This window comes from Streptomyces sp. HUAS CB01, from assembly GCF_030406905.1.
GTDB classification, from domain to species: Bacteria; Actinomycetota; Actinomycetes; order Streptomycetales; family Streptomycetaceae; genus Streptomyces; species Streptomyces chengbuensis.
In genome coordinates this window covers 4,731,019-4,754,145 of the sequence record NZ_CP129137.1, presented here as the reverse complement: position 1 = coordinate 4,754,145, position 23,127 = coordinate 4,731,019, and the positions used below count along the sequence as shown (strand labels likewise).

At 72.3% G+C, this 23,127-nt stretch carries 19 protein-coding genes and 1 riboswitch; of the genes, 8 read left to right on the top strand and 11 right to left on the bottom strand.

What is annotated here, in order from left to right; translation table 11 throughout:
* The first annotated feature begins 8 nt into the window (after positions 1-8).
* Entirely contained in the window at positions 9-1,625 is a 1,617-nt protein-coding gene (locus tag QRN89_RS21175) for a M23 family metallopeptidase (protein WP_290350950.1), read from the top strand.
* A 546-nt stretch (positions 1,626-2,171) separates the two neighbouring features.
* On the opposite strand, the gene pcrA is transcribed toward QRN89_RS21175, so the two are convergent.
* Positions 2,172-4,619 (bottom strand): DNA helicase PcrA, encoded by a 2,448-nt coding sequence (pcrA, locus tag QRN89_RS21170; protein ID WP_290350949.1) that lies wholly within the window; start codon positions 4,617-4,619, stop codon positions 2,172-2,174.
* A gap of 210 nt (positions 4,620-4,829) precedes the next feature.
* Positions 4,830-4,998, top strand: a riboswitch (cyclic di-AMP (ydaO/yuaA leader).
* Positions 4,999-5,005: 7 nt separating this feature from the next.
* On the opposite strand from pcrA, the gene QRN89_RS21165 reads away from it, so the two are divergent.
* Positions 5,006-6,169 carry a C40 family peptidase gene (locus tag QRN89_RS21165; RefSeq protein ID WP_290350948.1) on the top strand — a complete coding sequence of 388 codons (1,164 nt, stop codon included), beginning with the start codon at positions 5,006-5,008 and terminating at the stop codon, positions 6,167-6,169.
* 224 nt (positions 6,170-6,393) lie between these two features.
* Here QRN89_RS21165 and QRN89_RS21160 read toward each other — a convergent pair whose 3' ends face one another.
* A complete protein-coding gene (locus QRN89_RS21160) occupies positions 6,394-6,747 on the bottom strand; it encodes a hypothetical protein (protein ID WP_290350947.1) in 354 nt (117 codons plus the stop codon).
* A 250-nt stretch (positions 6,748-6,997) separates the two neighbouring features.
* Between QRN89_RS21160 and QRN89_RS21155 the strand changes: the two genes are divergently transcribed.
* On the top strand, positions 6,998-8,047 hold the full coding sequence (locus tag QRN89_RS21155; RefSeq protein ID WP_290350946.1) for a C40 family peptidase: 1,050 nt from the start codon (positions 6,998-7,000) through the stop codon (positions 8,045-8,047).
* A 64-nt stretch (positions 8,048-8,111) separates the two neighbouring features.
* Here QRN89_RS21155 and QRN89_RS21150 read toward each other — a convergent pair whose 3' ends face one another.
* The 3 genes from QRN89_RS21150 to QRN89_RS21140 form a co-directional block, all read right to left on the bottom strand.
* Positions 8,112-9,251, bottom strand: a complete 1,140-nt coding sequence (locus QRN89_RS21150; protein ID WP_290350945.1) for an alpha/beta hydrolase — start codon at positions 9,249-9,251, stop codon at positions 8,112-8,114.
* 137 nt (positions 9,252-9,388) lie between these two features.
* Complete coding sequence (locus tag QRN89_RS21145) at positions 9,389-10,084, bottom strand: LuxR C-terminal-related transcriptional regulator (RefSeq protein WP_290350944.1); 696 nt, start codon at positions 10,082-10,084, stop codon at positions 9,389-9,391.
* Entirely contained in the window at positions 10,081-11,355 is a 1,275-nt protein-coding gene (locus QRN89_RS21140) for an ATP-binding protein (protein ID WP_290350943.1), read from the bottom strand. The genes QRN89_RS21145 and QRN89_RS21140 overlap by 4 nt, the downstream gene beginning before the upstream one ends.
* A gap of 151 nt (positions 11,356-11,506) precedes the next feature.
* On the opposite strand from QRN89_RS21140, the gene QRN89_RS21135 reads away from it, so the two are divergent.
* Positions 11,507-12,805, top strand: coding sequence for a PspC domain-containing protein (locus QRN89_RS21135; RefSeq protein ID WP_290350942.1), 1,299 nt, complete (start codon positions 11,507-11,509; stop codon positions 12,803-12,805).
* Positions 12,792-13,055, top strand: a complete 264-nt coding sequence (locus tag QRN89_RS21130; RefSeq protein ID WP_290350941.1) for a hypothetical protein — start codon at positions 12,792-12,794, stop codon at positions 13,053-13,055. Before QRN89_RS21135 ends, QRN89_RS21130 begins: the two co-directional genes overlap by 14 nt.
* Here the strand turns inward: QRN89_RS21130 and QRN89_RS21125 are convergent.
* The 3 genes from QRN89_RS21125 to QRN89_RS21115 form a co-directional block, all read right to left on the bottom strand.
* On the bottom strand, positions 12,962-13,480 hold the full coding sequence (locus tag QRN89_RS21125; RefSeq protein WP_290350940.1) for a DoxX family membrane protein: 519 nt from the start codon (positions 13,478-13,480) through the stop codon (positions 12,962-12,964). The two genes, QRN89_RS21130 and QRN89_RS21125, sit on opposite strands and share 94 nt — an antisense overlap.
* Before the next feature lie 90 nt (positions 13,481-13,570).
* The gene (locus QRN89_RS21120; protein WP_390701307.1) at positions 13,571-14,812 is read right to left on the bottom strand and encodes a hypothetical protein; all 1,242 of its coding nucleotides are present in this window, start codon (positions 14,810-14,812) and stop codon (positions 13,571-13,573) included.
* A gap of 134 nt (positions 14,813-14,946) precedes the next feature.
* Complete coding sequence (locus tag QRN89_RS21115) at positions 14,947-15,741, bottom strand: class II aldolase/adducin family protein (RefSeq protein ID WP_290350939.1); 795 nt, start codon at positions 15,739-15,741, stop codon at positions 14,947-14,949.
* 79 nt (positions 15,742-15,820) lie between these two features.
* Between QRN89_RS21115 and QRN89_RS21110 the strand changes: the two genes are divergently transcribed.
* A complete protein-coding gene (locus QRN89_RS21110) occupies positions 15,821-16,264 on the top strand; it encodes a cupin domain-containing protein (protein WP_290350938.1) in 444 nt (147 codons plus the stop codon).
* 34 nt (positions 16,265-16,298) lie between these two features.
* On the opposite strand, the gene QRN89_RS21105 is transcribed toward QRN89_RS21110, so the two are convergent.
* Complete coding sequence (locus QRN89_RS21105; RefSeq protein WP_290350937.1) at positions 16,299-16,880, bottom strand: Uma2 family endonuclease; 582 nt, start codon at positions 16,878-16,880, stop codon at positions 16,299-16,301.
* A gap of 113 nt (positions 16,881-16,993) precedes the next feature.
* A complete protein-coding gene (guaA, locus tag QRN89_RS21100; RefSeq protein ID WP_290350936.1) occupies positions 16,994-18,601 on the bottom strand; it encodes a glutamine-hydrolyzing GMP synthase in 1,608 nt (535 codons plus the stop codon).
* 306 nt (positions 18,602-18,907) lie between these two features.
* Between guaA and QRN89_RS21095 the strand changes: the two genes are divergently transcribed.
* Together QRN89_RS21095 and QRN89_RS21090 are read left to right on the top strand one after the other, a co-directional pair.
* A complete protein-coding gene (locus tag QRN89_RS21095) occupies positions 18,908-19,222 on the top strand; it encodes a chorismate mutase (protein WP_290350935.1) in 315 nt (104 codons plus the stop codon).
* 821 nt (positions 19,223-20,043) lie between these two features.
* Positions 20,044-21,165: an LPXTG cell wall anchor domain-containing protein gene (locus QRN89_RS21090; protein ID WP_290350934.1), complete on the top strand. Its 1,122-nt coding sequence runs from the start codon at positions 20,044-20,046 to the stop codon at positions 21,163-21,165.
* 97 nt (positions 21,166-21,262) lie between these two features.
* Here the strand turns inward: QRN89_RS21090 and QRN89_RS21085 are convergent, their stop codons facing one another.
* Positions 21,263-23,101: a GMC family oxidoreductase gene (locus QRN89_RS21085; RefSeq protein ID WP_290350933.1), complete on the bottom strand. Its 1,839-nt coding sequence runs from the start codon at positions 23,099-23,101 to the stop codon at positions 21,263-21,265.
* Between the last annotated feature and the right edge of the window lie 26 nt (positions 23,102-23,127).

Sequence of the window (23,127 nt, the reverse complement as noted above, 5' to 3'; positions counted from 1 at the left end):
AGAAGTTGGTGAACGACCAGCACCCCCACGCCGGGTACGACGCGTACGCCACCGGCAGCTTCGACGCCGACCCGCTCTTCGGTGCCATGCCCGGCAGTTACGAGGACGGTCAGGTCGGCCACAGCGGCCAGTACGACGCGACGCAGTGGACCACCGGTTCCCCGACGGGCTACGACGCCTACGGCAACCCCCAGCATGCGTACGGCCAGCAGTACGACGCAACGCATTTCGACGCGGCGCAGTACGACCAGACCGGCCAGTGGGACGCCAACGCCTGGAACGAGGCAGGGCAGTTCACGACCCCGCAGTTCGACACCACGGCGCAGGCCTACGACACGACCGGCCAGTGGACCACGACCGGCTACGGCACGGCGACGTCGTACGAGACGGGCGCCTACGACGCCACCGCGTGGAACTCCGCCGGCACGGACGCCACGGCCGTCCACCCGCAGTACGGCGAGCACACCGGGCAGACGCAGGGATCCGAGCACACCGCGTACGCGTTGTACGAGGAGCAGCATGACCCCACCGGGGTCTTCGTCCCCGAACAGTTCTCCCCCACGACCGAGTTCGGCGCCTCGCACGAGACGCAGACCGGCAGCGGCTACGACACCGAAGCCGGCCTCGACACCGAGCCGCCCGCATTCGGCACCGAGCCCGCCTACGGCACCGAGACCGAGTTCGACACCGCCGGGGAGTACGCGGAGTACGCCCCGTACGAGCCGGAGGGGTCGTCGGCGGCGGACGCCCACGACGGGGAACCGGAGCCCGGCGGGAACTCCGACGCCGAACTGATCGCCGACGCCGCCACCGTCTCGGCACCTGCCGTCACTCTCGCCTCCGCCGCCTCGGCCCGCCCCGTGCGCAGGGCCGGCGGCGGCCGCGGCCGCCGCCGCACCCCCGCCAAGCGTTCCGCGCTCCTCACCGTCGCCGTGCCGTCCGTCTGCGTGATGGGCGTCGCCGGTGTCGCGGCCGCCTCGGTCGGCGGGCTCACCGACGGCGAGCAGCAGAAGGACGACAACACCGCGGTCACCGCCGCCGATCCGTCGTCCGTGAAACCCGTCGCCGCGAACAACGCGCTCGACACGCAGCTCGCCGCGCTCAGCGCCGACGCCCGCGACTTCGGCGACCGCGCGAGCCGGACCCAGGAGCGCATCGATCTCAAGGCGCGCCAGGAGGCAGAGCGCAAGAAGCGCGAGGAGGAGGCCGCCCTCCGCGAGCGGCTGCGGCCGAAGTTCGCCCTCCCCGTCGCCCAGCACGGCCTCAGCGCCTACTACGGGCAGGCCGGCGTCAACTGGATGTCCATGCACACCGGCATCGACTTCCCGGTCTCGTACGGGACGCCGGTGATGGCAGCGACCGACGGCACCGTGCGGACGCAGTGGAACAGCGCCTACGGCAACATGGCCATCGTCACGGCCGCCGACGGCACGGAGACCTGGTACTGCCATCTGAGCAGCACCAAGATCCGCTCCGGCAAGGTCAAGGCCGGCGAAGTCATTGCCTACTCGGGCAACTCGGGCAACTCCACCGGCCCGCATCTGCACTTCGAGGTGCGACCCGGCGGCGGTTCCGCGATCGACCCGCTGGCGTGGCTGCGCAGCCACGGTCTCAGCCCGACCTGATCCCGCCGGCTCCGCCCGTGCCCCGGGACCTGGTCCCGCCGGCTCCGCCCGTGCCCCGGGACCTGGTCCCGTCGACTCCGTACCGGGAAGCGGCCCGGATCCTGCAGCGCTCCGCACCGATGGCGGGTCGGACCCGCCGGACTCCACCCGCGTGCCCGGCCCGATCCACCGGGTCCCGCACCCCCGCTCGGTCCCGGCTGAACCGCCACCGCCGGACCTGACCCACGCCGCCGCCGAGCCTGACCCACCGGCTCTGCTCCTGTCCCCCGGCATGATCCGGTCCCGTCGGCCACGCAGGAACACGTGGGCCGACGCCGCACCCTCCCCTGCCTCACCAGCCGACCGGAGCGGGCTCGGTCCACCGCTTCCTGAGCGCGTGCGGCGACGCCACGCCACGGACGGGACGGTGCATCCGCAGGGCCCGCCGTGCGGACCTGCCGGAACCGAGGGCTTCCGCGACGGCGGCTCTCCTCGGCCGTCAGCCTGACAACCGGCCGGGCAACCGGTCAGCCCGGCACCCCGGCCGGTGGGCCGGCCGTCAGCCGGTCAGAGCTTCTCGACGGGCGCGTACCGCAGCAGCAGCCGCTTCGGCTTGGTGTCGCCGAAATCGATCGTCGCCTGCGCGTCCGCGCCCGAGCCCGTCACCGCCATCACCGTGCCCAGCCCGAACTGGTCGTGGGTGACCCGGTCCCCGACGGCGAGGGCGATCACCGGCTTGTCCGTCGTCCGCCGCGTCGCGAAGCCCGAGGGGCCGGAGCGGGAGCGGGACGACGAGAGCGCCGACGCGATGCCGGAGGTCGGCCCGGCGGGCGCCGCCATCGGACCTGTCCTCTTCCACTGCAGGTGCGCGTCCGGGATCTCCTCCAGGAAGCGCGAGGGTGGGTTGTAGGCGGGCTGGCCCCAGGCGCTGCGCATCGAGGACCGCGTCAGGTAGAGGCGCTCGCGGGCACGCGTGATCCCCACGTACGCCAGGCGGCGCTCCTCCTCCAGCTCCTTGGTCTGGCCCAGCGCCCGCATGTGCGGGAAGACGCCGTCCTCCATGCCGGTGAGGAACACGACCGGGAACTCCAGGCCCTTCGCCGTGTGCAGGGTCATCAGCGTGATGACGCCGCTGCCCTCCTCGTCCTCGTCGGGGATCTGGTCGGAGTCGGCGACGAGCGCGACCTGCTCCAGGAACTCGGCGAGCGTGCCCGTTCCCTCCTCGGCGCCGCGCTCCTGCTCGAACTCCAGGGCCACCGCAGCGAGTTCCTGGAGGTTCTCGATGCGGGTCTCGTCCTGGGGGTCGGTGGACGCCTGCAGCTCGGCGAGATAGCCCGTGCGCTCCAGCACGGCCTCCAGCACCACCGCGGGGCCCGCGCCCGAGTCGACGATCGTGCGCAGCTCCTCCATGAGCGTGTTGAAGCGCTTCACGGCGTTGGCGGAGCGGGCCGCCATGCCGTACGCCTCGTCGACGCGGCGCAGCGCCTGCGGGAACGTGATCCTCTCCCGCAGGGCGAGGGCGTCGATCATCGCCTCCGCGCGTTCGCCGATGCCGCGCTTGGGGACGTTCAGGATGCGCCTCAGCGGCACGTTGTCCTCGGGGTTGGCGAGGACCCGCAGGTACGCCAGGACGTCCCGGACCTCCTTGCGCTCGTAGAAGCGCACACCGCCGACGACCTTGTAGGGCAGGCCGACGCGGATGAAGATCTCCTCGAAGACGCGGGACTGGGCGTTGGTCCGGTAGAAGACCGCCACATCGCCGGCCTTGGCCTCGCCCGCGTCCGTCAGCCGGTCGATCTCGTCCGCGACGAACTGGGCCTCGTCGTGCTCGGTGTCCGCGACGTAGCCGGTGATCTGCGCACCGGCGCCGGCGTTCGTCCACAGGTTCTTGGGACGGCGGCTCTCGTTCCGCTCGATCACGGCGTTGGCCGCCGAGAGGATCGTCTGGGACGAGCGGTAGTTCTGCTCGAGCAGGATCGTGGTCGCGTCCGGGTAGTCCTCCTCGAACTGGAGGATGTTGCGGATCGTGGCACCGCGGAACGCGTAGATCGACTGGTCGGCGTCGCCCACCACGCACAGCTCGGCGGGGCCGAGGTCCTCGTAACCCGTGCCCACCAGCTCGCGCACGAGCGTGTACTGGGCGTGGTTGGTGTCCTGGTACTCGTCGACCAGGACGTGGCGGAACCGGCGGCGGTAGTGCTCGGCGACGTCCGGGAACGCCTGGAGCAGGTGGACCGTGGTCATGATGATGTCGTCGAAGTCCAGGGCGTTGGCCTCGCGGAGCCGCGCCTGGTACATCCGGTACGCCTCGGCCAGCGTCTTCTCGAAACCGTCGGCGGCCTGGTCGGCGAAGGTCTCCTCGTCGATCAGCTCGTTCTTCAGGTTGGAGACCTTGGCGCTGAACGACTTCGGCGGGTACCGCTTCGGGTCGAGGTCCAGGTCGCGGCAGACCAGGGCCATCAGCCGCTTGGAGTCCGCGGCGTCGTAGATCGAGAAGGACGACGTGAAGCCGAGCTTCTTGCTCTCCCGGCGCAGTATGCGGACACAGGCGCTGTGGAACGTGGAGACCCACATGGCGCGGGCGCGCGGGCCGACGAGCTGCTCGACGCGCTCCTTCATCTCGCCCGCGGCCTTGTTGGTGAACGTGATCGCCAGTATCTGGCCGGGGTGGACGTCGCGGGTCGCCAGCAGATGGGCGATCCGGTGGGTCAGCACCCGGGTCTTGCCGGAGCCGGCACCGGCGACGATGAGGAGCGGCGACCCCGTGTGGACGACGGCGGCGCGCTGCTGCTCGTTCAGCCCGTCGAGAAGGGCCGCCGGGTCGATGACGGGACGCGGGGCGCCGTCCCGGTAGTAGGCGTCCCCGGACGGAGGCACGTCGAACCTGCCCTGGAAGAGGTCGTGCGGGACCTCCTCCGCGGGCGGGTGCTCGTCGCCCTCCGGCGGCGGGGGCTCCTCCGGGGCCGAGGTGCGCTGGAGGTCCGCCAGGAAGCTGTCGTCAAAGAGGCTGCTCATCGCTCTCCGAGTCTAGGCGGCCCCACCGACAGCCCGCCGCCGCCTTCGCGGGAATCACCACCGGACACCTCCGGTCATGACACGGACACACAGCGCCAAGGTCACGAAAATGTATCGGGCATATCGACCACTCTCCTTCACAGCAGCACCACACTTTGGCTAGCGTGCTCGCCCAGGCAGCCCGTACCCCCTTCGGCGAACCACGCCGGCCGGGCAGCCGCGCCGAATCCGTGCCCCTCGCAGAGGAGTTCGGAACCGGGGACCCACTCAACAGCACAACTGGGGTGAATCGGGCCGCTTTTCCACGGGCCCGTAGGGCAAACCTTCCGTTCCGTCCGAACCCGACAGCTAACCCGGTAGGCGTTCCACGGAAGGAGATGCCGGCCTTGGCGTCGCACCGCAAGCCGCGCAGCCGCACTCGTACGAACACACCCGCCGTCGGGTTCACGACGGCCGCCATAGCGGGGGTCTCGCTCCTCTCGGCCCAGAATGCGACAGCCGACCCGAAGCCCAGCATCGAGGAAGTCCAGAAGAAGGTCGACGACCTCTACCGGCAGGCGGGTTCGTCGACCCAGGAGTACAACAAGGCGAAGGAGTCCACCGAGCAGCAGCGCCGCACGGTGGACCGGGCCCTCGACGAGGCCGCCGAGCGCACCGAGGCGCTCAACGAGTCCCGCCGGGCCCTCGGCAGCTACGCGGCGGCCCAGTACCGCACCGGCGCCGTCACCCCGACCGCCGCGCTGCTCTTCGCGGACAACCCGCAGTCCTACGCCGACCAGACGCAGCTGATGGACCGGCTCACCGAGCAGCAGCGCAGCGCCATCGCGGACTACGAGACCCAGCGGGCCGAGGCCGCCGAGCAGCGCGCACAGGCCACCAAGAGCCTGGAGACACTCACGGATTCCCAGGAGTCGCTGCGCGCCAGGAAGCAGGCCGTCCAGAAGAAGCTCGCGGAGGCGAGGGAACTGCTCTCGCAGCTGACCGCCGAGGAGCGTGCGCGGCTCGCCGAACTCGAGCGGAAGAAGGAGGAGGAGGCCCGCCGGAAGGCCGAGGCCCGGGCCAAGGCGGAGGCCGAGGCCGAGGCCGAGCGGCAGCGCCAGGAGCGTGAACGGCAGGCGCAGGAGCAGACGGGCACCGGCACGGAGACCGGCGCCGGGGCGGGAACCGGCTCGGGCTCCGGAACCGCGGGCGGCACGTACGCGGCCAAGGCCGAGAAGGTGCTGTCCTTCGCGCGCGCCCAGATCGGCAAGCCGTACGTCTGGGGCGCGACGGGCCCGAGCTCGTACGACTGCTCCGGACTCACCCAGGCGGCCTGGCGGGCGGCGGGCGTCGATCTGCCCCGCACCACCTGGGACCAGGTGAAGGCCGGGCAGAGCGTGGCGACGGCCGATCTCCTCCCCGGTGACCTGGTCTTCTTCTACGACGACATCAGCCACGTCGGGATCTACATCGGCGACGGGAAGATGATCCACGCCCCCAAGCCGGGCGCGAACGTCCGCGAGGAGTCGATCTACTACATGCCGATCCACAGCAGCGTCCGCCCCGCGTAGCGGTCACGCGCCGCGGACGGCCCGTTCCGCGCTCACGCCGCAACGGCCCCTGGCAGAGGGGGTTGCGGCGTGAGCCGCGCAGGGGGAGGGGCGGGCGTCCAGGCCCCCGGAGGGCCTCGCCGGACGGAGTCCTCGCGGCCCCCCCGGGGGCGCCGCCCCGACTTCGGCGGGCAGGGAACGCCGTGCGGGGCCGCGGGCCGCTCAGGTCCCCGCTTCCGGACCGCTCAGCTCCACAGGGTCGCGATGAAGACGTTCGCCAGGGTCAGGCCGCCGACCGCCCCGAACACGCGCTTGTCCACCGTCTCCTCGTCCCGCTTGACGTAGACCAGCGCCAGGATCACCACCAGCACGGCCAGCTTGATGCCGATCTTGAGGTTGTTCACGGGCCGGCCGTCCGCCTGGTTCAGTCCCACCAGTGCCACACCCGTCACGAGCATCGTCAGCGCACCGTGCAGCATCCCGGGCGTGAAGCGAGCCGTGCCCGCCCCCATCGCCTTCATCTGGGTGAGGAAGCCGCCGAGCAGTGCCGCGATACCGATGATGTGCAGGGCGACGAAGACATTGATGAGTACGTCCATGGCAACGGAGCCTAGCCGTACGGTCGCAAAGCGAACCCCGGCGGTCCTTCTCCTGCCAATTCCGTTCATGACGCCACTTCGCCGTGACCCCGAGGCTTAGCGTCCTCCCCCAGGTGGCCGGCTCCACCACCGTCCGCACCCGGACGGCTGCCGGCCGCCCCCGCCGGAGGAGCCGGTGGTGGAGCGCTCCCCCTGTGCGGTCCGCCACCGGTACCCGAACCGGCGGGCCCCGACGGAAGGACTGGCCCCCGTGGCAGCGCACCGCAAGCCGAGGCAGCGCACGCTTCCCGGCACCGCCGCTCGCTTCTCCGCCACCCTCGCGCTCGCCGGTGCGGCCACCGCCACCGCCTTCGAGGGCGCCGGGCACGCCGAGCCGGTGCCCACCGCGGACGAGATCCGTGCCAGGGCCGACCGGCTGTACCAGGAGGCGGAGGCGGAGACCGAGAAGTACAACGGGGCGAAGGAGAAGGCCGGGACGGCACGGAAGGAGGCCGAGGAACTCCGCGACGAGGCCGCGCGGCGCACCGAGCGCCTGAACGCCTCACGCAACGCCCTGGGTTCCTTCGCGGCGGCGCAGTACCGGGCGGGCGGCCTCGACCCCGCCCTGCGGCTCGTCCTCGACTCCGACCCGGCCCGGTACCTCGCGGGCGCCGAGCTGACCGAGCGGGTCGGGGACCGTCAGGCCGCGGCGCTCGCCGCGGTCCGCCGGCAGATGCGCGAACTCGACCAGGTGCGCGCCGAGGCCGGCGAGCGGCTGGCCGAGCTGGAGGAGCAGCGGGCGCAAGTGGCCCGCCACCGCGCGGCGGTACGGAAGAAGCTGGCCGCGGCCGAGGCCCTGCTGGCACGGCTCACCGCCGGTCAGCGCGCCGCCTACGACGGACGGGACGGCGTCGCCGCGGGCCGTGCGGACCGCGACACCGTCCGCACCGCGCCCGCCGTCGCCGCGCCCAACCCCCGTGCCGCACAGGCCGTCGCCTACGCCTACGGGGCCCTCGGCAAGCCGTACGTCTGGGGTGCGACGGGCCCGTCCGCCTTCGACTGCTCGGGGCTGACGCAGGCCGCCTGGCGCTCCGCGGGGGTCGCCCTGCCGCGCACCACGTACACCCAGATCAACGCGGGCCAGCGGGTGCCGCGGTCCCGGCTCGCACCGGGGGACCTGGTGTTCTTCTACTCCGGCGTCTCGCATGTGGGGCTGTACATCGGGGGCGGCCGGATGATCCACGCCCCCCGTCCGGGAGCACCGGTACGGATCGCGCCGATCGACCAGATGCCGTACGCCGGAGCGACGCGGGTCGCGTAGCGGACGGCGTCGCAGCCGGGGTCCGCCCGGCCCGCCTCACCCCCGGCAGGACCGCGGGCCGCCGTCAGCGGCCGGCCGCTGACGGCGTCGTACCGCGCTCGTAGCCGAGCTGGCGGGTCAGCCAGAAGAACACGTCGGGAACCTGCCTCCGCCATTCACCGGTGTCGTGCGCGCCGCCGATCTCGACCACGTCGACCGTCGTCGGGGTCCTGGCGGCGGAGCGCAGGGCCAGGCCGGACTCGAAGCCGTCGCCGCGTGCGCCGGAGACGAACAGGGCGGTCCGCGGAGGCGTCGACGCGGAGCGCAGAATGCTCAGCGGGTCGTTGGCGCGGCGCAGTTCCCCGTCCCGGCCGGCGAGCGAGGCCTTCTCGGCGGCGGGGTCGTTGTAGCCGGACAGGCTCACCCCGGCGCGGTAGCGGTCCGGGTGCGCCACGGCGAGCTTCGCCGCGCAGTGGCCGCCCGCGGAGTAACCCGCCACGGCCCAGCCCTCCGCACGGTGCATGGCGCGGAAGTTGTCCATCACCATCTTGCGGACGTCGACGCTCAGCCAGCTGTCGGCGTTGATCCGGCCCGGGATGTTGGCGCAGCCGGTGTCGACCCGGCCGAGCAGGGTCGTGCGCGGGGCGACGAGGATGAACGGGGCGATCTCGCCGCTCTCCATCTTCGGCCGCAGCTGCTCCTGCACCTTCAGCGTGGCGAACCACGCCTTCGCCGAACCCGGGTAGCCCGGCAGCAGTTCGACGACGGGGAACTTCGTGTTGCGGTAGGCGGGTTCGTCGTACTGCGGGGGCAGCCAGACGTACACCTCGCCGCGGACGCCCGACACCTGCCCCGTGAGGTCGGTGACCCGGACGCCCTCGCCCAGGAGCGGGTCGGTCGCACGCCGGAACGTGGCCTTGCTCTTCGGGAGGTCGGCGAAGCGCACCCCGCCCAGTCCGTCCCTGCCCAGGTCGGCCGCGGCCTCGACGTGGTCGCCGGTGCCGAGCAGGTCCTCCCAGCTGCCGTACAGGCCATTGCTGTTGTTGACGGCGACGAACACGACCACGAGCGCGGTCGCCTGGGCGAAGCCGAGCATCACCAGCCGGACGGCGCCCCGCACCAGGGCCGGGCCGCGCACCCTGCTCCACAGTGCGAGGGGCAGCAGTACCGCCACCACGGCCAGCACGATCGAGGTCACGAAGAAGGGAGTACCGGTCAGGCTCATCACGGACGGTTAGAGGGGGCCGGACCCGTCCCGGTTGCCGCGTGTGCGCGGCGGTTTCGTCACACATCCGCGTCATGCCGCGTTCGCGGCCGACGGCCGCGGCCGTCACCACCCCCGACGGCCGCCGTCCGCCGTGCTCAGACCAGCCGGCGAGCCGTCGCCCAGCGCGTCAGTTCGTGCCGGTTCGACAGCTGCAGCTTCCTCAGCACCGCCGACACGTGCGACTCCACCGTCTTCACCGAGATGAAGAGCTGCTTGGCGATCTCCTTGTACGCATAGCCCCGGGCGATCAGGCGCAGCACCTCGCGCTCGCGCTGGGTGAGGCGGTCCAGGTCCTCGTCCACGGGAGGCGCGTCCGTGGACGCGAACGCGTCGAGGACGAATCCGGCCAGCCTCGGCGAGAACACCGCGTCGCCCTCCTGGACCCGGAAGATCGAGTCGACCAGATCGGCACCGGTGATCGTCTTGGTCACATAGCCGCGGGCACCGCCGCGGATCACCCCGATGACGTCCTCGGCCGCGTCCGAGACGGACAGGGCCAGGAACCGGACGGGGTGCTCGGAGGCCGCCACCAGTCCGGCACAGCGGCGCAGCACCTCCACGCCTCCGCCGCCGGGCAGATGCACGTCGAGGAGCACCACCTCGGGCCGGGTCGCCGTGATCACCGTGACGGCCTGGTCGACGTCGGCCGCCTCGCCGACGACCTCGACGCCGGTCTCGGCGGTCCTGCCGATCTCGGCCTGCACCCCCGCGCGGAACATCCGGTGGTCGTCGACGAGTACGACCCGTACCCGGCGCTCCGTCCCCTCGGCTGCGTCGGTCTGCTCGGTCATCCGTCCGCCCTCTCCATCTCCAGCTCCACTTCGGTGCCCCCGCCGGGCACGGACCGCAACCGCGCCGTCCCTCCGTTGCGCTGCATACGGCCGACGATCGATTCTCGTACGCCCATGCGGTCCTCAGGTACCGCGTCGGGATCGAACCCCGGTCCCCGGTCGCGCACCGAGACGAACACCGTACGGCCCTCGACCTCCGCGTACACCTGGACGGCACCTCCCTCGCCACCGTACTTCGCGGCGTTGACCATCGCTTCGCGCGCGGCCTGCATCTGCGCCGTCAGCTTCTCGTCGAGCGGGCAGTCCCCGACGACCACGACCTCCAGCGGGACCCCGTGCTTGTCCTCGACCTCCGCCGCGGCGCGCTTCACCGCGTCCGCGAGCGTGGTGGGCTCCTCGTCCTCCTCCTTGCCGGTGCCCTCCGGCCGGTACAGCCAGTTGCGCAGCTCGCGCTCCTGGGCGCGGGCGAGCCGGCGCACCTCGCCCGCGTCGTCCGCGTTCCGCTGGATCAGGGTGAGGGTGTGCAGTACGGAGTCGTGGACGTGGGCGGCGACCTCGGCGCGCTCCTGGGCGCGGATGCGCATGAGGCGCTCCTCGGAGAGGTCCTGCGTCATGCGCACCAGCCACGGGCCGGCCAGCAGGGCGACACCGACGATCACGGCCAGGGCGGCGGTCAGGACGTTCCCGAGCTGCGCGGCGGAGCCCCGGACGACCACGAAGACCGTGAGGCCCATGCCGACCAGCGCGACGCCCGCCAGACCGCGCGCCAGCTGCAGCAGCCTGCGGCGCCGGTCGTCGCCGGTCCACTGCGCCCGGCGGGCGTTGTCCGCCTGCCGCCACACCAGCACGACACCGGCGCCCGTCAGCAGCACCGGCCAGACGTACCGGTTCGCGGGGCCGCCGAGATCGATGTTGGTGACGAAGACGACCGCGCCGATCAGCAGGGCGACCAGCGCGAACAGCTGACCCTTGTCGGGCTTGCGCAGCCGCCGTCTGCCGTCGGGCGCGGTCTCGAAGACCGGCTTGGGCTCGGCCGACCTGCCGCCGACGCCGAGGGGCACGGCGATCCAGAACACCGCGTAGAGCAGCGCGCCGAGGCCGTCCGCCATGAAGAGCCCGAGGAACACGAGCCGGACCCAGATCACGGGCAGGCCGAGGTGGCCTGCCAGCCCGCGTGCCACACCGCCCAGCCAGCGGCCCTCCGCGCTGCGGTACAGCCTGCGGGCGGCGGGCTCCTCGGTCTCGGGCGGACGGGCGGCGGCGACGGGCATGCCCCGATGGTCACACGCGCCCGGCGGCGCGGGCATCAGGGCCGTCCCTGAGAGAGACCCTGAACCTCGGGGGCCCCGGGGGTGCAATATCAGGGAAGGGCCAGGGTCGGGACGGCTGCCGCCCGAGGTGGCGGCCCGTCACCATGGAGGCATGACACAGCCGACCGCCCCACACACCGCGCCGCCGCCGGAGCACCGGTTCCCGCCCGTGCTGCTGCGCCGGACCGCGCGGCACAAGGTCGTCGGCGGGGTCTGCGGCGGCCTCGGCCGGTACTGCGACGTCGACCCGGTGATCTTCCGCATCGCCATGGGTGTGCTGTCGGTGACCGGCGGCATCGGTCTGATCTTCTACGGCTTCGCCTGGCTGCTGATCCCGCTGGAGGGTGAGGAGGAGAACGAGGCGCGGCGGGCCCTGTCCGGCCGGGTCGACGGGGCCGCCCTGGCCGCCGTGCTGCTGGCGCTTCTCGGCTGCGGGCTGTTCCTGTCGATGCTGGGCAACGACGGGACGCTCGCGTTCTCCGCACTGCTGTCGCTCGCCGTCGGGGGTGCCGCCGTGTGGTCGCGGCGGCGTACGGCGGCGGCCCCGGACGGCGGCCCCCGGGATGCGGCGACCGCGCACGCCGTGGCGGAGGCCCCTCCGGAGGCCAAGGCGCCCCCGACGCCCGACAGCCCCTCCTGGTGGCGGGACCCGATCGTCAAGGACGGCACCACGGGACCTGTGGCGACCGGCTATCTGTGGGGGCCGCCCGACGCGTCGCCCGGTGCCGCGGCCCTCCCCCGCGACCGGCGCGGCGCCGCCCCGGCCCGGCGCCCCCGAGGGCCGCGCGGCATCGCCGGGTTCGTCCTCCTGCTGGCTCTGGTGGCGGGCGGGCTGGGCACCGGGCTGTCCTGGGAGTCCCAGCCGCTGGGCACGAGCCTGCAGACCGGGCTCGCCTGCGCGCTGGCCGTGTTCGGGCTGGGCCTGGTCGTCGGCAGTCTCCTCGGCCGGATCGGCGGGGGCACGATCCTGCTGACCGTGGTCACGTCCGTGCTGCTGGTGGGCGCCTCCGTGCTGCCCAAGGAGATCAGCACGCAGTGGATGCGGACCGAGTGGCGGCCCGCGACCGCCGCGGCCGTCGCGCCGCAGTACCGGCTGGGCTCCGGCATGGCCACGCTCGACCTCAGCCGGGTGGCCGTGCCGCCGGAGAAGACGGTGAGCACCGTCGCGGAGGTCGGCGCGGGCCGGCTGCGGGTCGTGGTGCCCGAGGACGCCACGGTGCGGATCCGGGCGCGCGCGGGCGTCGGCGACGTGCGGCTGCCGGGGGATCCGGTGAACGACGTGGACGTCGCCCCGGACCGGGACCGTACGCGTACGCTCGCTCCGCCCGCCGGCGCGAAGCCCGCGGGCACGCTCGACCTCGATCTGGCGGTCGCGCTCGGACAGGTGGAGGTCACCCGTGCTGCGTCATGAGTTCCGTCCGGGCAGGCTGATCGCGGGCGCGGCGGCCCTGGGGACCGCCGCTGCCTATCTGGGCGACGCGACCGGGGCCTGGCGGACCCCGTGGTTCACGGCCGTCCCGGTGATGTCCGGCGGCCTGATCCTGGCCGCCGTCGTCACCTTCGTCCACTACCGGTTGCGCCGGCGCCGTTCCGCGATGGCCGCGTCCAGCGAGAACACGGAGGCGCCGGCGAGCACCAGCGGCAGCCAGGCCATCAGGTAGGCCAGGTCGTTCCCGTAGTAGTACGGCTCGGTCTGCCAGCTGACGGTCAGCCACAGACTCAGCGAGATCAGCGCCCCGCCGAGGGCGGCCAGCCGTGCGAGCAGCCCCAGCAGGGTGCCGATGCCGACGGCCAGTTCCCCGAAGGCCATCGCGTAGCCGAAGCCCTCGGGGTTCTTCAGGGCGACGTCCACGAGTGCGGGCACGGCGGAGCTGTTCCGCACGTTCTCCATCAGCGCGCCGATGGAACCGGTCCCGCTCGCGGACAGGAACGCGCTGTCGAAGAGCTTGTCCAGTCCTGCGTAGACGAAGGTCGCTCCCAGGAACAGCCGCAGCGGCAGCAGCGAGTAGCGTGCCGCGCGCTCCTTCCAGTTGGTGCTCGCGCCGTCGGCCGCGTACGTCGCCGTCGTCCGGTACACATGCGTCATCGTCGCCTCCGTGTCTCACCCGGCTGGGACGATTCTCCCCACGTCCCGCCCTCGTGCATACGGGGGCGACGGCCGTACGGCTCAGCCCGTTCAGTCGACGACGTCGACGGTCACCCGGTTCGACTCCGCGCCCGCCGCCGTCACGACCTGCACGTCGACCCTGCCGGGCTCGACCTCGGCCGGCACCGGGACCGTGATGCTCGTATCACTGGGGCTGGTGAATCCGCCGGGCACCGGGACCAGCGGCACATGGACGTGGACCGCTCCGATCCGGACGGTCATCAGGGCGAGCCGCTCGGGGCTCCCGGCGCCCGGCGGCACGAACCCGGCGCCCCGGATCTCGATGTCGTCGCCGATACGGACGGGGCCGTCGAGGCCGCCGGGCTCGCGGGCGCGGACGACGGACAGGACGACCGGGCGGCCGCCCTCGGCGTACTTCCCGGCGAGGTAGACCGCCGCCGAGACCAGGACCAGCACGGTCAGGCCCCACGGCAGCTCCGGCAGCCGGTCGGGCCGGCGGGCGAACAGCACGGCCGAGCACACGAGGGCGACCGCCCCGACGAGGACGTACTGCGCGTCGGAGAAGCTGCCGCGGCCCGCGTCGTCGCACACCAGGTCCGCGGGGCGGGGCCGGTCCGCCTCCACCTTCTGCAGCCGCTGGGTGATGACGCGCACGGTGACCACACGGCGTACGACGACGGCGACCAGGGAGACGGCCGCCACGATCGTGAGCAGTCCGGCGCTCCGGGCGAGGCCGAGTCCGGCGGGGACCGACGCGGCGATCCGGAACGCCAGGAACAGCACGGCATAGGCGGCGAACAGCACCCACACGGCGGCCACGGCCCGTGAAGTCGACAGCCGGTTGTCCTCGCCGACGAGCGGTGCGAGCAGTCCGCCGTGCGCCCGGTGGAGCCAGGCCGCCGCGGTGAGCAGCCCGGCGAGACAGGCCGCGGCGGCGAGGCCGGCCGTGCGCGCCACGGTCCAGCCGGAGCCGATCGCGGTCACGGACTGGACGAGGAGCAGCAGCACGACCGAACCCCAGACCACCACCAGGGTGCGCCGCCGGACGAGGGTGAGCCATGACTCACCGGCGGCGCGGCTGCGCTCGGCGACGGCGCGGGCCGACTCGGTCAGCTCGTCGGAGATCCACTGGCGGGTGCCGCCCGCGGAGGCGGCGACCTGGGCGGGCAGCCCTCGCCCCCCGGCGAGTTCGTCGCGCCTGGCCAGGAACCGGGCGACGGCCCTCCGGTGTCCCTCACGTCTGCCGTGCGGGCAGTCGCCGCAGGTGCAGCCACCGCCGTGCACGCTCTGTCCCGCTTCCTGCACCGCCACGGCGACGCACCCTTCCCCGGTAGGCAGCTTCGGCAACTACCCCGTGATTCCAAGGAATTGTGCCGTACGGGAAGGGGTCCGCACGCACCGGGAAGCCGACGCGAGGGTGATTTGCGCACGATCGAATTGACGTACTACGACATGAGTTCGGGTTCCTCGGCGGCGATCCGACGCCACAGGGGCTGGTAGTTGATCCAGGCGACGAGATCGCCGCCGAGCTGTTCACGGATCGCGACCGCCTGGCGGTGGTCGATGAGCACCGGCTTCCCGGCGGCCCGGGCGGTCAGCTGCACCTGCGCGCAGCGTTCCATGGAGACGAACCACCAGGCGGCCGCGTCCACCGAGTCCCCGACCGTGAGGAGCCCGTGGTTGCGCAGGACGACGGCCTTGTGGTGGCCGAGAGCGGCCGCGACACGCCCGCCCTCCTCGACGTCGACGGTCACGCCCGTGCAGGCGTCGTACAGCGCGTGGTCCTCGTAGAAGGCGCACGCCTCCTGGGTGATCGGGTCCAGCAGCTCGCCGAGCGCGGCCAGTGCCCGGCCGTGGACGGAGTGGGTGTGCACGACGGCGACGGCCCCGGGCCGGGCCCGGTGGACCGCGGCGTGCACGGCGAACGCGGCCTGGTTGACGTGCCGGGTGCCGAGGACGACCTGGCCGTCGCCGTTGACCAGGACCAGACTGCCCGCGGTCATCGTGGCGAACGGTTCCCCGAACGGGTTGACCCAGAAGCAGTCCGGCACCTCCGGGTCCCGCACGCTGATGTGCCCGGCGACGCCCTCCTCGTACCCGAGGCGGGCGAACAGCCGCAGCGCGCCGGCCAGCCGCTGCTTCCGGTACACGCGCTCGTCCACCACGGACTCGTGCACCGGCGGCATCGCGAAGTGCAGCCGCTCGACGGGTATCGGCTCCGGCACCGGCATGTCGGTCATGGCGCGGAAGGTACCTCCGGCTGCGCCAACTGGCCATATACGGCGCGCACCTTGCGCGGGACCGGACGACAATGGGCACATGACCGCACCGGCTTCCCCACTCGTCGAGCTCCTCGGGCTGGAACCGCACGTCGAAGGCGGGTGGTTCCGCGAGACGTGGCGCACGGCGGGCTCGACCGCTCCGCCCGGCTATCCCGGCGAGCGCGCCTACGCCACCGGGATCTACTTCCTGCTCCACCCCGGCGAACGCTCGCGCCCGCACCGGGTCCGCTCCGACGAGGTGTGGCTCTGGCACCGCGGCGGCCCGCTGCGGCTGCACCTGGCCGGCACCGGCGACAAGCCGGACGGCACCGCGACGACCCTGGTCCTGGGCCCCTCCGTCGAGTCGGGCGAGCGGCCCCAGCTCCTCGTCCCGGCGGGCACCTGGCAGTCCGCCGAGCCGGCGGGCGACGAACCGGTGCTGGTGACCTGCGTGGTGGCGCCGGGCTTCCACTACGAGGACTTCGCGCTGGAAGAGGGGTGAGGGGCGGGCGCGGGCCGCGGGGTGAAGTCCGGGCTCAGAGCCGGTCGATGCCGGCCAGGTCGATGTCGATGTCGAAGGGGACGGAGACCTTGAGCCGGTCGCGGAACGTGCCGCCCGGCACATAGACGCGCGATTCCTTGTCGAGCTCGAAGACATGGACGACCGGCTGCTCGTCACCGGCCATCTCGACACGCCAGAAGTACGGGATGCCCGCGCCCGCGTACTTGTGCGGCTTGGTGTCGGTGTCGCGCGCCTCGGAATCCGGCGAGACCACCTCGACCGCCAGCAGGACGTCCCTGACCTGGAAGTAGGTCTGTTCCCGGCTCCGCGCGGCGGCGGCACGGACGACCGAGACGTCCGGCTCGGGACCGTTGCGCTTGTCGAGCACGACGGTCATCTCCCGGACGACTTTCAGTTCGGGGGGCGCCGTGCTCCGCAGCCCTTGCACCAGCAGGTCGACCGCAATGCTGTGGAAATAGCGCTGCGGACTCACGAAGACCAGGCTCCCGTCGATCAGCTCGGTGTGCGGCGGGAGATCGGGCAGGGTGAGCAGGTCCTCCACGGTGTAGCCCTCTCGCGGCGGCACCGGCCAGTGGTGCGAGATCTCTGCGCTCATGAGTGCTCCCATGGACGTGAGTCTGGTACGTACGATCAGACTACCCACCGTGAACGGCGACGCCGCCGCTCAAACGAATGAGCGACGGCGTCGGCGTTGACTCGTGAGAGGGTTCACTCCCACTCGATGGTGCCCGGCGGCTTCGACGTCACGTCGAGGACGACGCGGTTCACGTCGGCGACCTCGTTGGTGATGCGGGTCGAGATCTTCGCCAGCACGTCGTACGGCATGCGCGTCCAGTCCGCCGTCATCGCGTCCTCCGACGAGACCGGGCGGAGCACGATCGGGTGGCCGTAGGTGCGGCCGTCGCCCTGGACGCCGACGGAGCGGACGTCGGCGAGGAGGACCACCGGGCACTGCCAGATGTCACGGTCGAGACCGGCGGCGGTCAGCTCCTCGCGGGCGATGGCGTCGGCCTCGCGCAGCAGGTCCAGGCGCTCCTTGGTGACCTCGCCGACGATGCGGATGCCGAGGCCGGGGCCGGGGAACGGCTGGCGCTGGACGATCTCCTCGGGCAGGCCCAGTTCCTGGCCGACCATCCGGACCTCGTCCTTGAACAGCTTCCGCAGCGGCTCGATCAGCTCGAACTCGAGGTCCTCGGGGAGGCCGCCGACGTTGTGGTGCGACTTGATGTTCGCCGTGCCCGTGCCGCCGCCGGACTCCACCACGTCCGGGTAGAGCGTGCCCTGCACCAGGAACTGCACCGGCTGCTCGCCGTGCTCGCCCGCCGCCTCGGCGACGATCTCGGCCTGGGCCTGCTCGAAGACCCGGATGAACTCCCGGCCGATGATCTTCCGCTTCTCCTCGGGGTCGGAGACCCCGGCGAGCGCGTCCAGGAAGCGCTGCTCGGCGTCGACGACCTTCAGGGAGACGCCGGTCGCGGCGACGAAGTCCTTCTCGACCTGCTCGGTCTCGCCCTTGCGCATCAGACCGTGGTCGACGTACACGCAGGTCAGCTGCGAGCCGATGGCCTTCTGCACGAGCGCGGCCGCGACGGCGGAGTCGACACCGCCGGACAGTCCGCAGATGGCGCGCTTGTCGCCGACCTGCTCACGGATCGCGGCGACCTGCTCCTCGATCACGTTTCCGGTCGTCCACGTCGGCTCGATGCCGGCGCCGCGGTAGAGGAAGTGCTCCAGGACCTGCTGACCGTACGTCGAGTGCATCACCTCGGGGTGGTGCTGGACGCCGTAGAGCTTCTTCTCGTCGTTCTCGAACGCGGCCACGGGCACGACGGCCGTGGAGGCGGTGACGGTGAAGCCCTCGGGGGCCGCGGAGCAGGCGTCGCCGTGCGACATCCAGACCTGCTGCTCGACGGGGGTGCCCTCGAAGAGGGTGGAGCCGGACTTGCTGACGTGCAGGTCGGTGCGGCCGTACTCGCGGGCGCCGGAGTTGTCGACGGTGCCGCCGAGCGTCTGCGCCATCAGCTGGAACCCGTAGCACATGCCGAAGACGGGGACGCCGGCCTCGAACAGCGCACGGTCGAGGCGCGGGGCGCCCTCCGCGTACACGGAGGACGGACCGCCGGAGAGGATGATCGCCGCCGGCTTCCTGGCCAGCATCTCCTGCACCGGCATGGTGGACGGGACGATCTCGCTGTAGACGCGCGCCTCACGGACGCGGCGGGCGATGAGCTGGGCGTACTGCGCGCCGAAGTCGACAACGAGGACCACGTCCGGGTTGGTGACGTCGGGCGCGGCAGCGGGGGACGCAGATGACACTACGGCGGCCTTCCGGCGGTGGGAGGAGGGGGCTCTGTAGTCGATTCTACCGGCGCCGCGGTACCGCTCCTCGTCTCACCATCCGAACCCGTATTGGCCCCGGCGGGGGCACGGGGGCCATACTGACCCCCATGCGCAAGCACTCGACCTTCGTCTTTACCTATGGCACCCGGCTCGCCGGCTGCCATGGTCGTGCTGCTTGAGCAACTGACAAGCGACTTCCCAGGCGCCCCGGGCCGACAAGGCCCGGGGCGTCCTGTCGTTTCCGGGTCCGGTCGGTACGGGGCCCGCACCCAAGGAGCCCCCGTGCCCGCCACCGACACCGCACCCCGCACCGACACCGCACCCCGCACCGACACCGGCGCCCGTACCGACGACGCAGCGGACCTGATCCACGGCGCCCGTGAACGCATCGACGCCCTCGACGACCGGATCATCGGGCTGATCCAGGAACGGATGGCCGTCTCGGCCGTCATCCAGGAGGCCCGGATCACGTCCGGCGGCCGCCGGGTGAACCTGTCGCGCGAGATGGAGGTGCTCGGCCACTACAGGGACGCGCTCGGCAAGCCGGGGACGGCCCTGGCGATGACGCTGCTCGAGCTGTGCCGCGGCCGCATCTGAGCGGTGACCGCCTCCGGGCGGTGCGCCGTGTCCGGCCGCGCCGCCGCCCGGACGTCCTGCCGCCCGCTGTACGGACATCTGTACGGGCGCGCTCTCACCCGTCCGGCCCGTGACCGGTGCCGGGGCGCTTCGTTGGTACCGATGTCCGTGCCAGCCAGGGGCGGGCCCCGAAGGAAAGAACCACGCGTGGCTCCGCCGGGGCGTGTGACGTACCGCAGGTACGTCGTGGGACCTCGCCCCGGCGCGCGTGACCGGTCGGCAGGGGACAGCAGCCCGGTCACCCCAGGCGGCCGGATCCGGGGACGCCCGGATCCGGCCGCATCAGGCCGAAACGGTTCTGCGCTCGGCGCGGTTCGCCCGCGACCTTCCGCTCGCACCCGTCCCGCCCCCGGCACAGCGCACCACCACCGCCACGGGACCGCGCCCCCGGCGTCCGGCCACCACCGGACCGGGCGATGCGACACCCGGCACCCAGTCCAGCGGCGCCCCACCCCCCGGGCGCCGCCTCTCGGCACCGGCGCGGCCCTGACGCCGGTACCGACAGCCAAGGGCCCCGCGGAAACGCTTCCGCGGGGCCCTTCCTGTGGGGGCGGGGGAGACAGTGGGCGCCGGGGCGGGGAGCAGGGACGTCCTCGGGCAGGGACACCCCGAGCCGTGTGTCGGGCGTCACATAAATTCTGTGTGAGTTCCGATGCAACCAATTGCACTGGCCACAGGTCATGCATGCGGAACCAACGGCCACACCCGTACCCCCATAGCCGGGAAGGCCCCACAGACTCCGTGCCGCACGCTGCGGTACGCCGGACTTCGCTGAGGTCTTCATGAAGCTTCGCCGCGCCATGGCTGTCGCCGCCGCGACCGCTGTCATAGCCCCCGCCGCCTTCCTGGCGGCGCCGGCCGCCTACGCAACGACAGGCGGCACCGACAGCACGGCTTCCGCCGGTACCACCGGGGAGACGGGCACCACGGGTGAGACCGGTTCCACGGGTGAGACCGGCACCACCGGCGAGACCGGCACCACCGGCGAGACGGGCACCACCGGCGAGACCGGCGGCGAGGAGCCCGGCGCCACCACGGGCGAGACCGGTACGACCGGCGAGACCGGCACCACCGGCGAGACGGGCACCACCGGCGAGACCGGCGGCGAGGAGCCCGGCGCCACCACGGGCGAGACCGGTACGACCGGCGAGACCGGCACCACGGGTGAGACCGGCACCACCGGCGAGACCGGCGGCGAGGAGCCCGGCGAGGGTGACGAGGAGGAGCCCGGCGAGCCCCAGATCTGCGAGACCGACGACTTCGAGCTCTCCATCAAGGGCCTCCCCGGCAAGATCGCCGCAGGCAGCGGGTGGCACAAGTTCCACCTGAACGCCTTCAACAAGTCGGACATGATCCTCAAGGAGATCGACTACTTCGCGGGAGCCTCCCCCGACAAGGACGGCATGGAGCTCTTCAAGAGCAAGCAGGTCGCCCTGCAGGTCTACAACGAGGAGACCAAGGGCTGGGACGACCTGAGCGAGGGCGGCGAGGCCGTCGGCTACGTCGGCCAGTCCAACGAGATCAAGCCCGGCTACGAGGTGGACATCCCGCTCCGGATCAACGTGAAGGCCAACGCCCCCGTCGGCACCGGCTTCACACTGGGCGCCGGCCTCTACATCGGCGACGAGGACTGCCTCGGATTCAGCGACGTCGCCTACAAGTTCCAGATCGTCGCCGGCGGCACGGACACCGACGGCACCGAGCCGCAGGAAGGCGGCAAGGCTCCCGTTCCGAGCGAGGAGCCCGCGGCCAACACGTCGAGCCAGATCGTCAGCGGCAGCCTCGCCGAGACCGGCTCCACCTCGGCGCTCCCGGCCATCGGGATCGCCGGCGGTGTCGCCGTCGTCGCCGGCGCCGGTGTCGTCTTCGCGATGAAGCGCCGCAAGGGCGACGCGACCGCGTAACACACCGCAACAAGCTGGAGAGGCGCTGCACTCGGAGGGGGGTGCAGCGCCTCTCTCGTGTCCGGTCCCGGATCCGGGGCAGGGACCCCGGCCGGGCTCAGGAGGACTTCGGCGGGACGGCCGGGATGCCGAGGAACGGGAGGTTCAGGGCTCCGAAGGCGTCCGCGGGGACGGCCGGAGCCTTGGGCGCCACCGGCGCCAGGCGTTCGTAGGCGACGCCCTGCTCGGGGCGCGGGTCCGTCTCGCCCTTGTTGGGCCAGAACGACATCGCGCGCTCCGCCTGGGCCGTGATCGTCAGGGACGGGTTCACGCCCAGGTTCGCGGACACCGAGGCGCCGTCGACGACCGAGATGCCCGGGTGGCCGTACAGGCGGTGGTACGCGTCGATGACGCCGGTCTCCTCGGAGGCGCCGATGGGGCAGCCGCCCAGGAAGTGGGCCGTGAGCGGGGTGCCGATCAGCTCGCCGACGTTGGATCCGGCGAAGCCGTTGATCTCCTCGGCGAGGAGCGTCGCGGCGCGCGTGGCCTCGGGGATCTGCCCGGGGTTCGGCGCACCGTGGCCCTGACGCGCGGTGAGCAGGCCCTTGCCGACGCCCTTCGGCTTGCGGTAGGTCGTCAGCGAGTTGTCCAGGGACTGCATGACGAGGCCGATGATGGTCCGCTCGGACCAGCGGCGGTTGGACAGCGCCCGGACGGTGAGCCACGGGTGCCGGGCGCAGTTGGCGAGCCACGCCAGGACGCGCCGCGAGCTGTAGGGGACCTGGAGGACGGTCATCCCGCCCATGGCGTTGGAGCCCTTGCCGTAGCGGACCGGCTCGATGTGGGTGCTGGCGTCCGGGTGGATGGAGGACGTGATCGCGACGCCCTTGGTGAAGTCCACCCTGTCCTTGCCGTGGCGCTTGCGGTAGCGCCGGTTGTCCGTCTGCGCACCGACGATGGCCTCGGAGTTGGTGCGGGTCAGCTCGCCGAGCCGGGAGGAGATGCGCGGCAGCAGCCCCTCGTCCTTCATCCGGTGCAGGAGGGTCTGGGTGCCGTACGTACCGGCGGCGACGACGACCCGCCGGGCCGTGAAGGTACGGCCGCCGCCCTTGCGCCGGTTGTCGCTGGGAACGGTCCTGACCTCGAAGCCGCCGCGGGTGTCCTCGCGCACGGAGACCACCGACGTCATGGGGTGGATGACCGCTCCCGCCTTCTCGGCGAGGTAGAGGTAGTTCTCGTTCAGCGTGTTCTTGGCTCCGTGGCGGCAGCCCGTCATGCACTCGCCGCACTCGGTGCAGGCGCGGCGCGAGGGCCCGGCACCGCCGAAGTACGGGTCCGGGACCTCGGCCCCGGGCTCGGCCTTCGCCGTGCCGGTGCCGTCCTCGCCCACCGCGTCCCCGCCGTCGCCGAAGAAGACGCCGACCGGAGCCATGTGGAAGGTGTCGCCGACGCCCATCGCCTGCGCAGTGGCCTTCAGATGGACGTCCGACGGCGTCATGGTCGGGTTGAGGCGTACCCCGAGCATGCGCTTGGCCTGGTCGTAGTACGGCCTCAGCTCCTCCTGCCAGTCCGTGATGTCCTTCCACTGCGGGTCGTTGAAGAACGGCGCGGGCGGAACGTAGAGCGTGTTGGCGTAGTTGAGGGAACCGCCGCCGACACCGGCGCCGGCCAGCACCATCACGTTCCCCAGCAGATGGATGCGCTGGATGCCGAAGAGGCCGAGCGCCGGGGCCCACAGGTAGTTGCGCAGGTCCCAGGAGTTCTTGGGCAGGCTCTCGCGGGTGAAGCGGCGGCCGGCCTCCAGGACGCCGACGCGGTAGCCCTTCTCGGTGAGACGGAGCGCGGAGACCGAGCCGCCGAAGCCCGAGCCGACGACGACGACGTCGTAGTCGTACGCGGAATCCGCGTCGCTCTCGCCCTGGTCACCCGGTTCTTGGGCAGGGAAGTCCTCGGACATGGCTCTCCTCGTGGAAAAAACGTGCG

Bases quoted from the DNA above. Each gene is read 5' to 3' on its own strand.
- pcrA (WP_290350949.1), bottom strand. From the start codon at position 4,619: ATGAGCAGCCTCTTTGACGACAGCTTCCTGGCGGACCTCCAGCGCACC.
- QRN89_RS21160 (WP_290350947.1), bottom strand. From the start codon at position 6,747: ATGGACGTACTCATCAATGTCTTCGTCGCCCTGCACATCATCGGTATC.
- QRN89_RS21150 (WP_290350945.1), bottom strand. From the start codon at position 9,251: ATGAGCCTGACCGGTACTCCCTTCTTCGTGACCTCGATCGTGCTGGCC.
- QRN89_RS21145 (WP_290350944.1), bottom strand. From the start codon at position 10,084: ATGACCGAGCAGACCGACGCAGCCGAGGGGACGGAGCGCCGGGTACGG.
- QRN89_RS21140 (WP_290350943.1), bottom strand. From the start codon at position 11,355: ATGCCCGTCGCCGCCGCCCGTCCGCCCGAGACCGAGGAGCCCGCCGCC.
- QRN89_RS21135 (WP_290350942.1), top strand. From the start codon at position 11,507: ATGACACAGCCGACCGCCCCACACACCGCGCCGCCGCCGGAGCACCGG.
- QRN89_RS21125 (WP_290350940.1), bottom strand. From the start codon at position 13,480: ATGACGCATGTGTACCGGACGACGGCGACGTACGCGGCCGACGGCGCG.
- QRN89_RS21115 (WP_290350939.1), bottom strand. From the start codon at position 15,741: ATGACCGACATGCCGGTGCCGGAGCCGATACCCGTCGAGCGGCTGCAC.
- QRN89_RS21110 (WP_290350938.1), top strand. From the start codon at position 15,821: ATGACCGCACCGGCTTCCCCACTCGTCGAGCTCCTCGGGCTGGAACCG.
- QRN89_RS21105 (WP_290350937.1), bottom strand. From the start codon at position 16,880: ATGAGCGCAGAGATCTCGCACCACTGGCCGGTGCCGCCGCGAGAGGGC.
- QRN89_RS21090 (WP_290350934.1), top strand. From the start codon at position 20,044: ATGAAGCTTCGCCGCGCCATGGCTGTCGCCGCCGCGACCGCTGTCATA.
- QRN89_RS21085 (WP_290350933.1), bottom strand. From the start codon at position 23,101: ATGTCCGAGGACTTCCCTGCCCAAGAACCGGGTGACCAGGGCGAGAGC.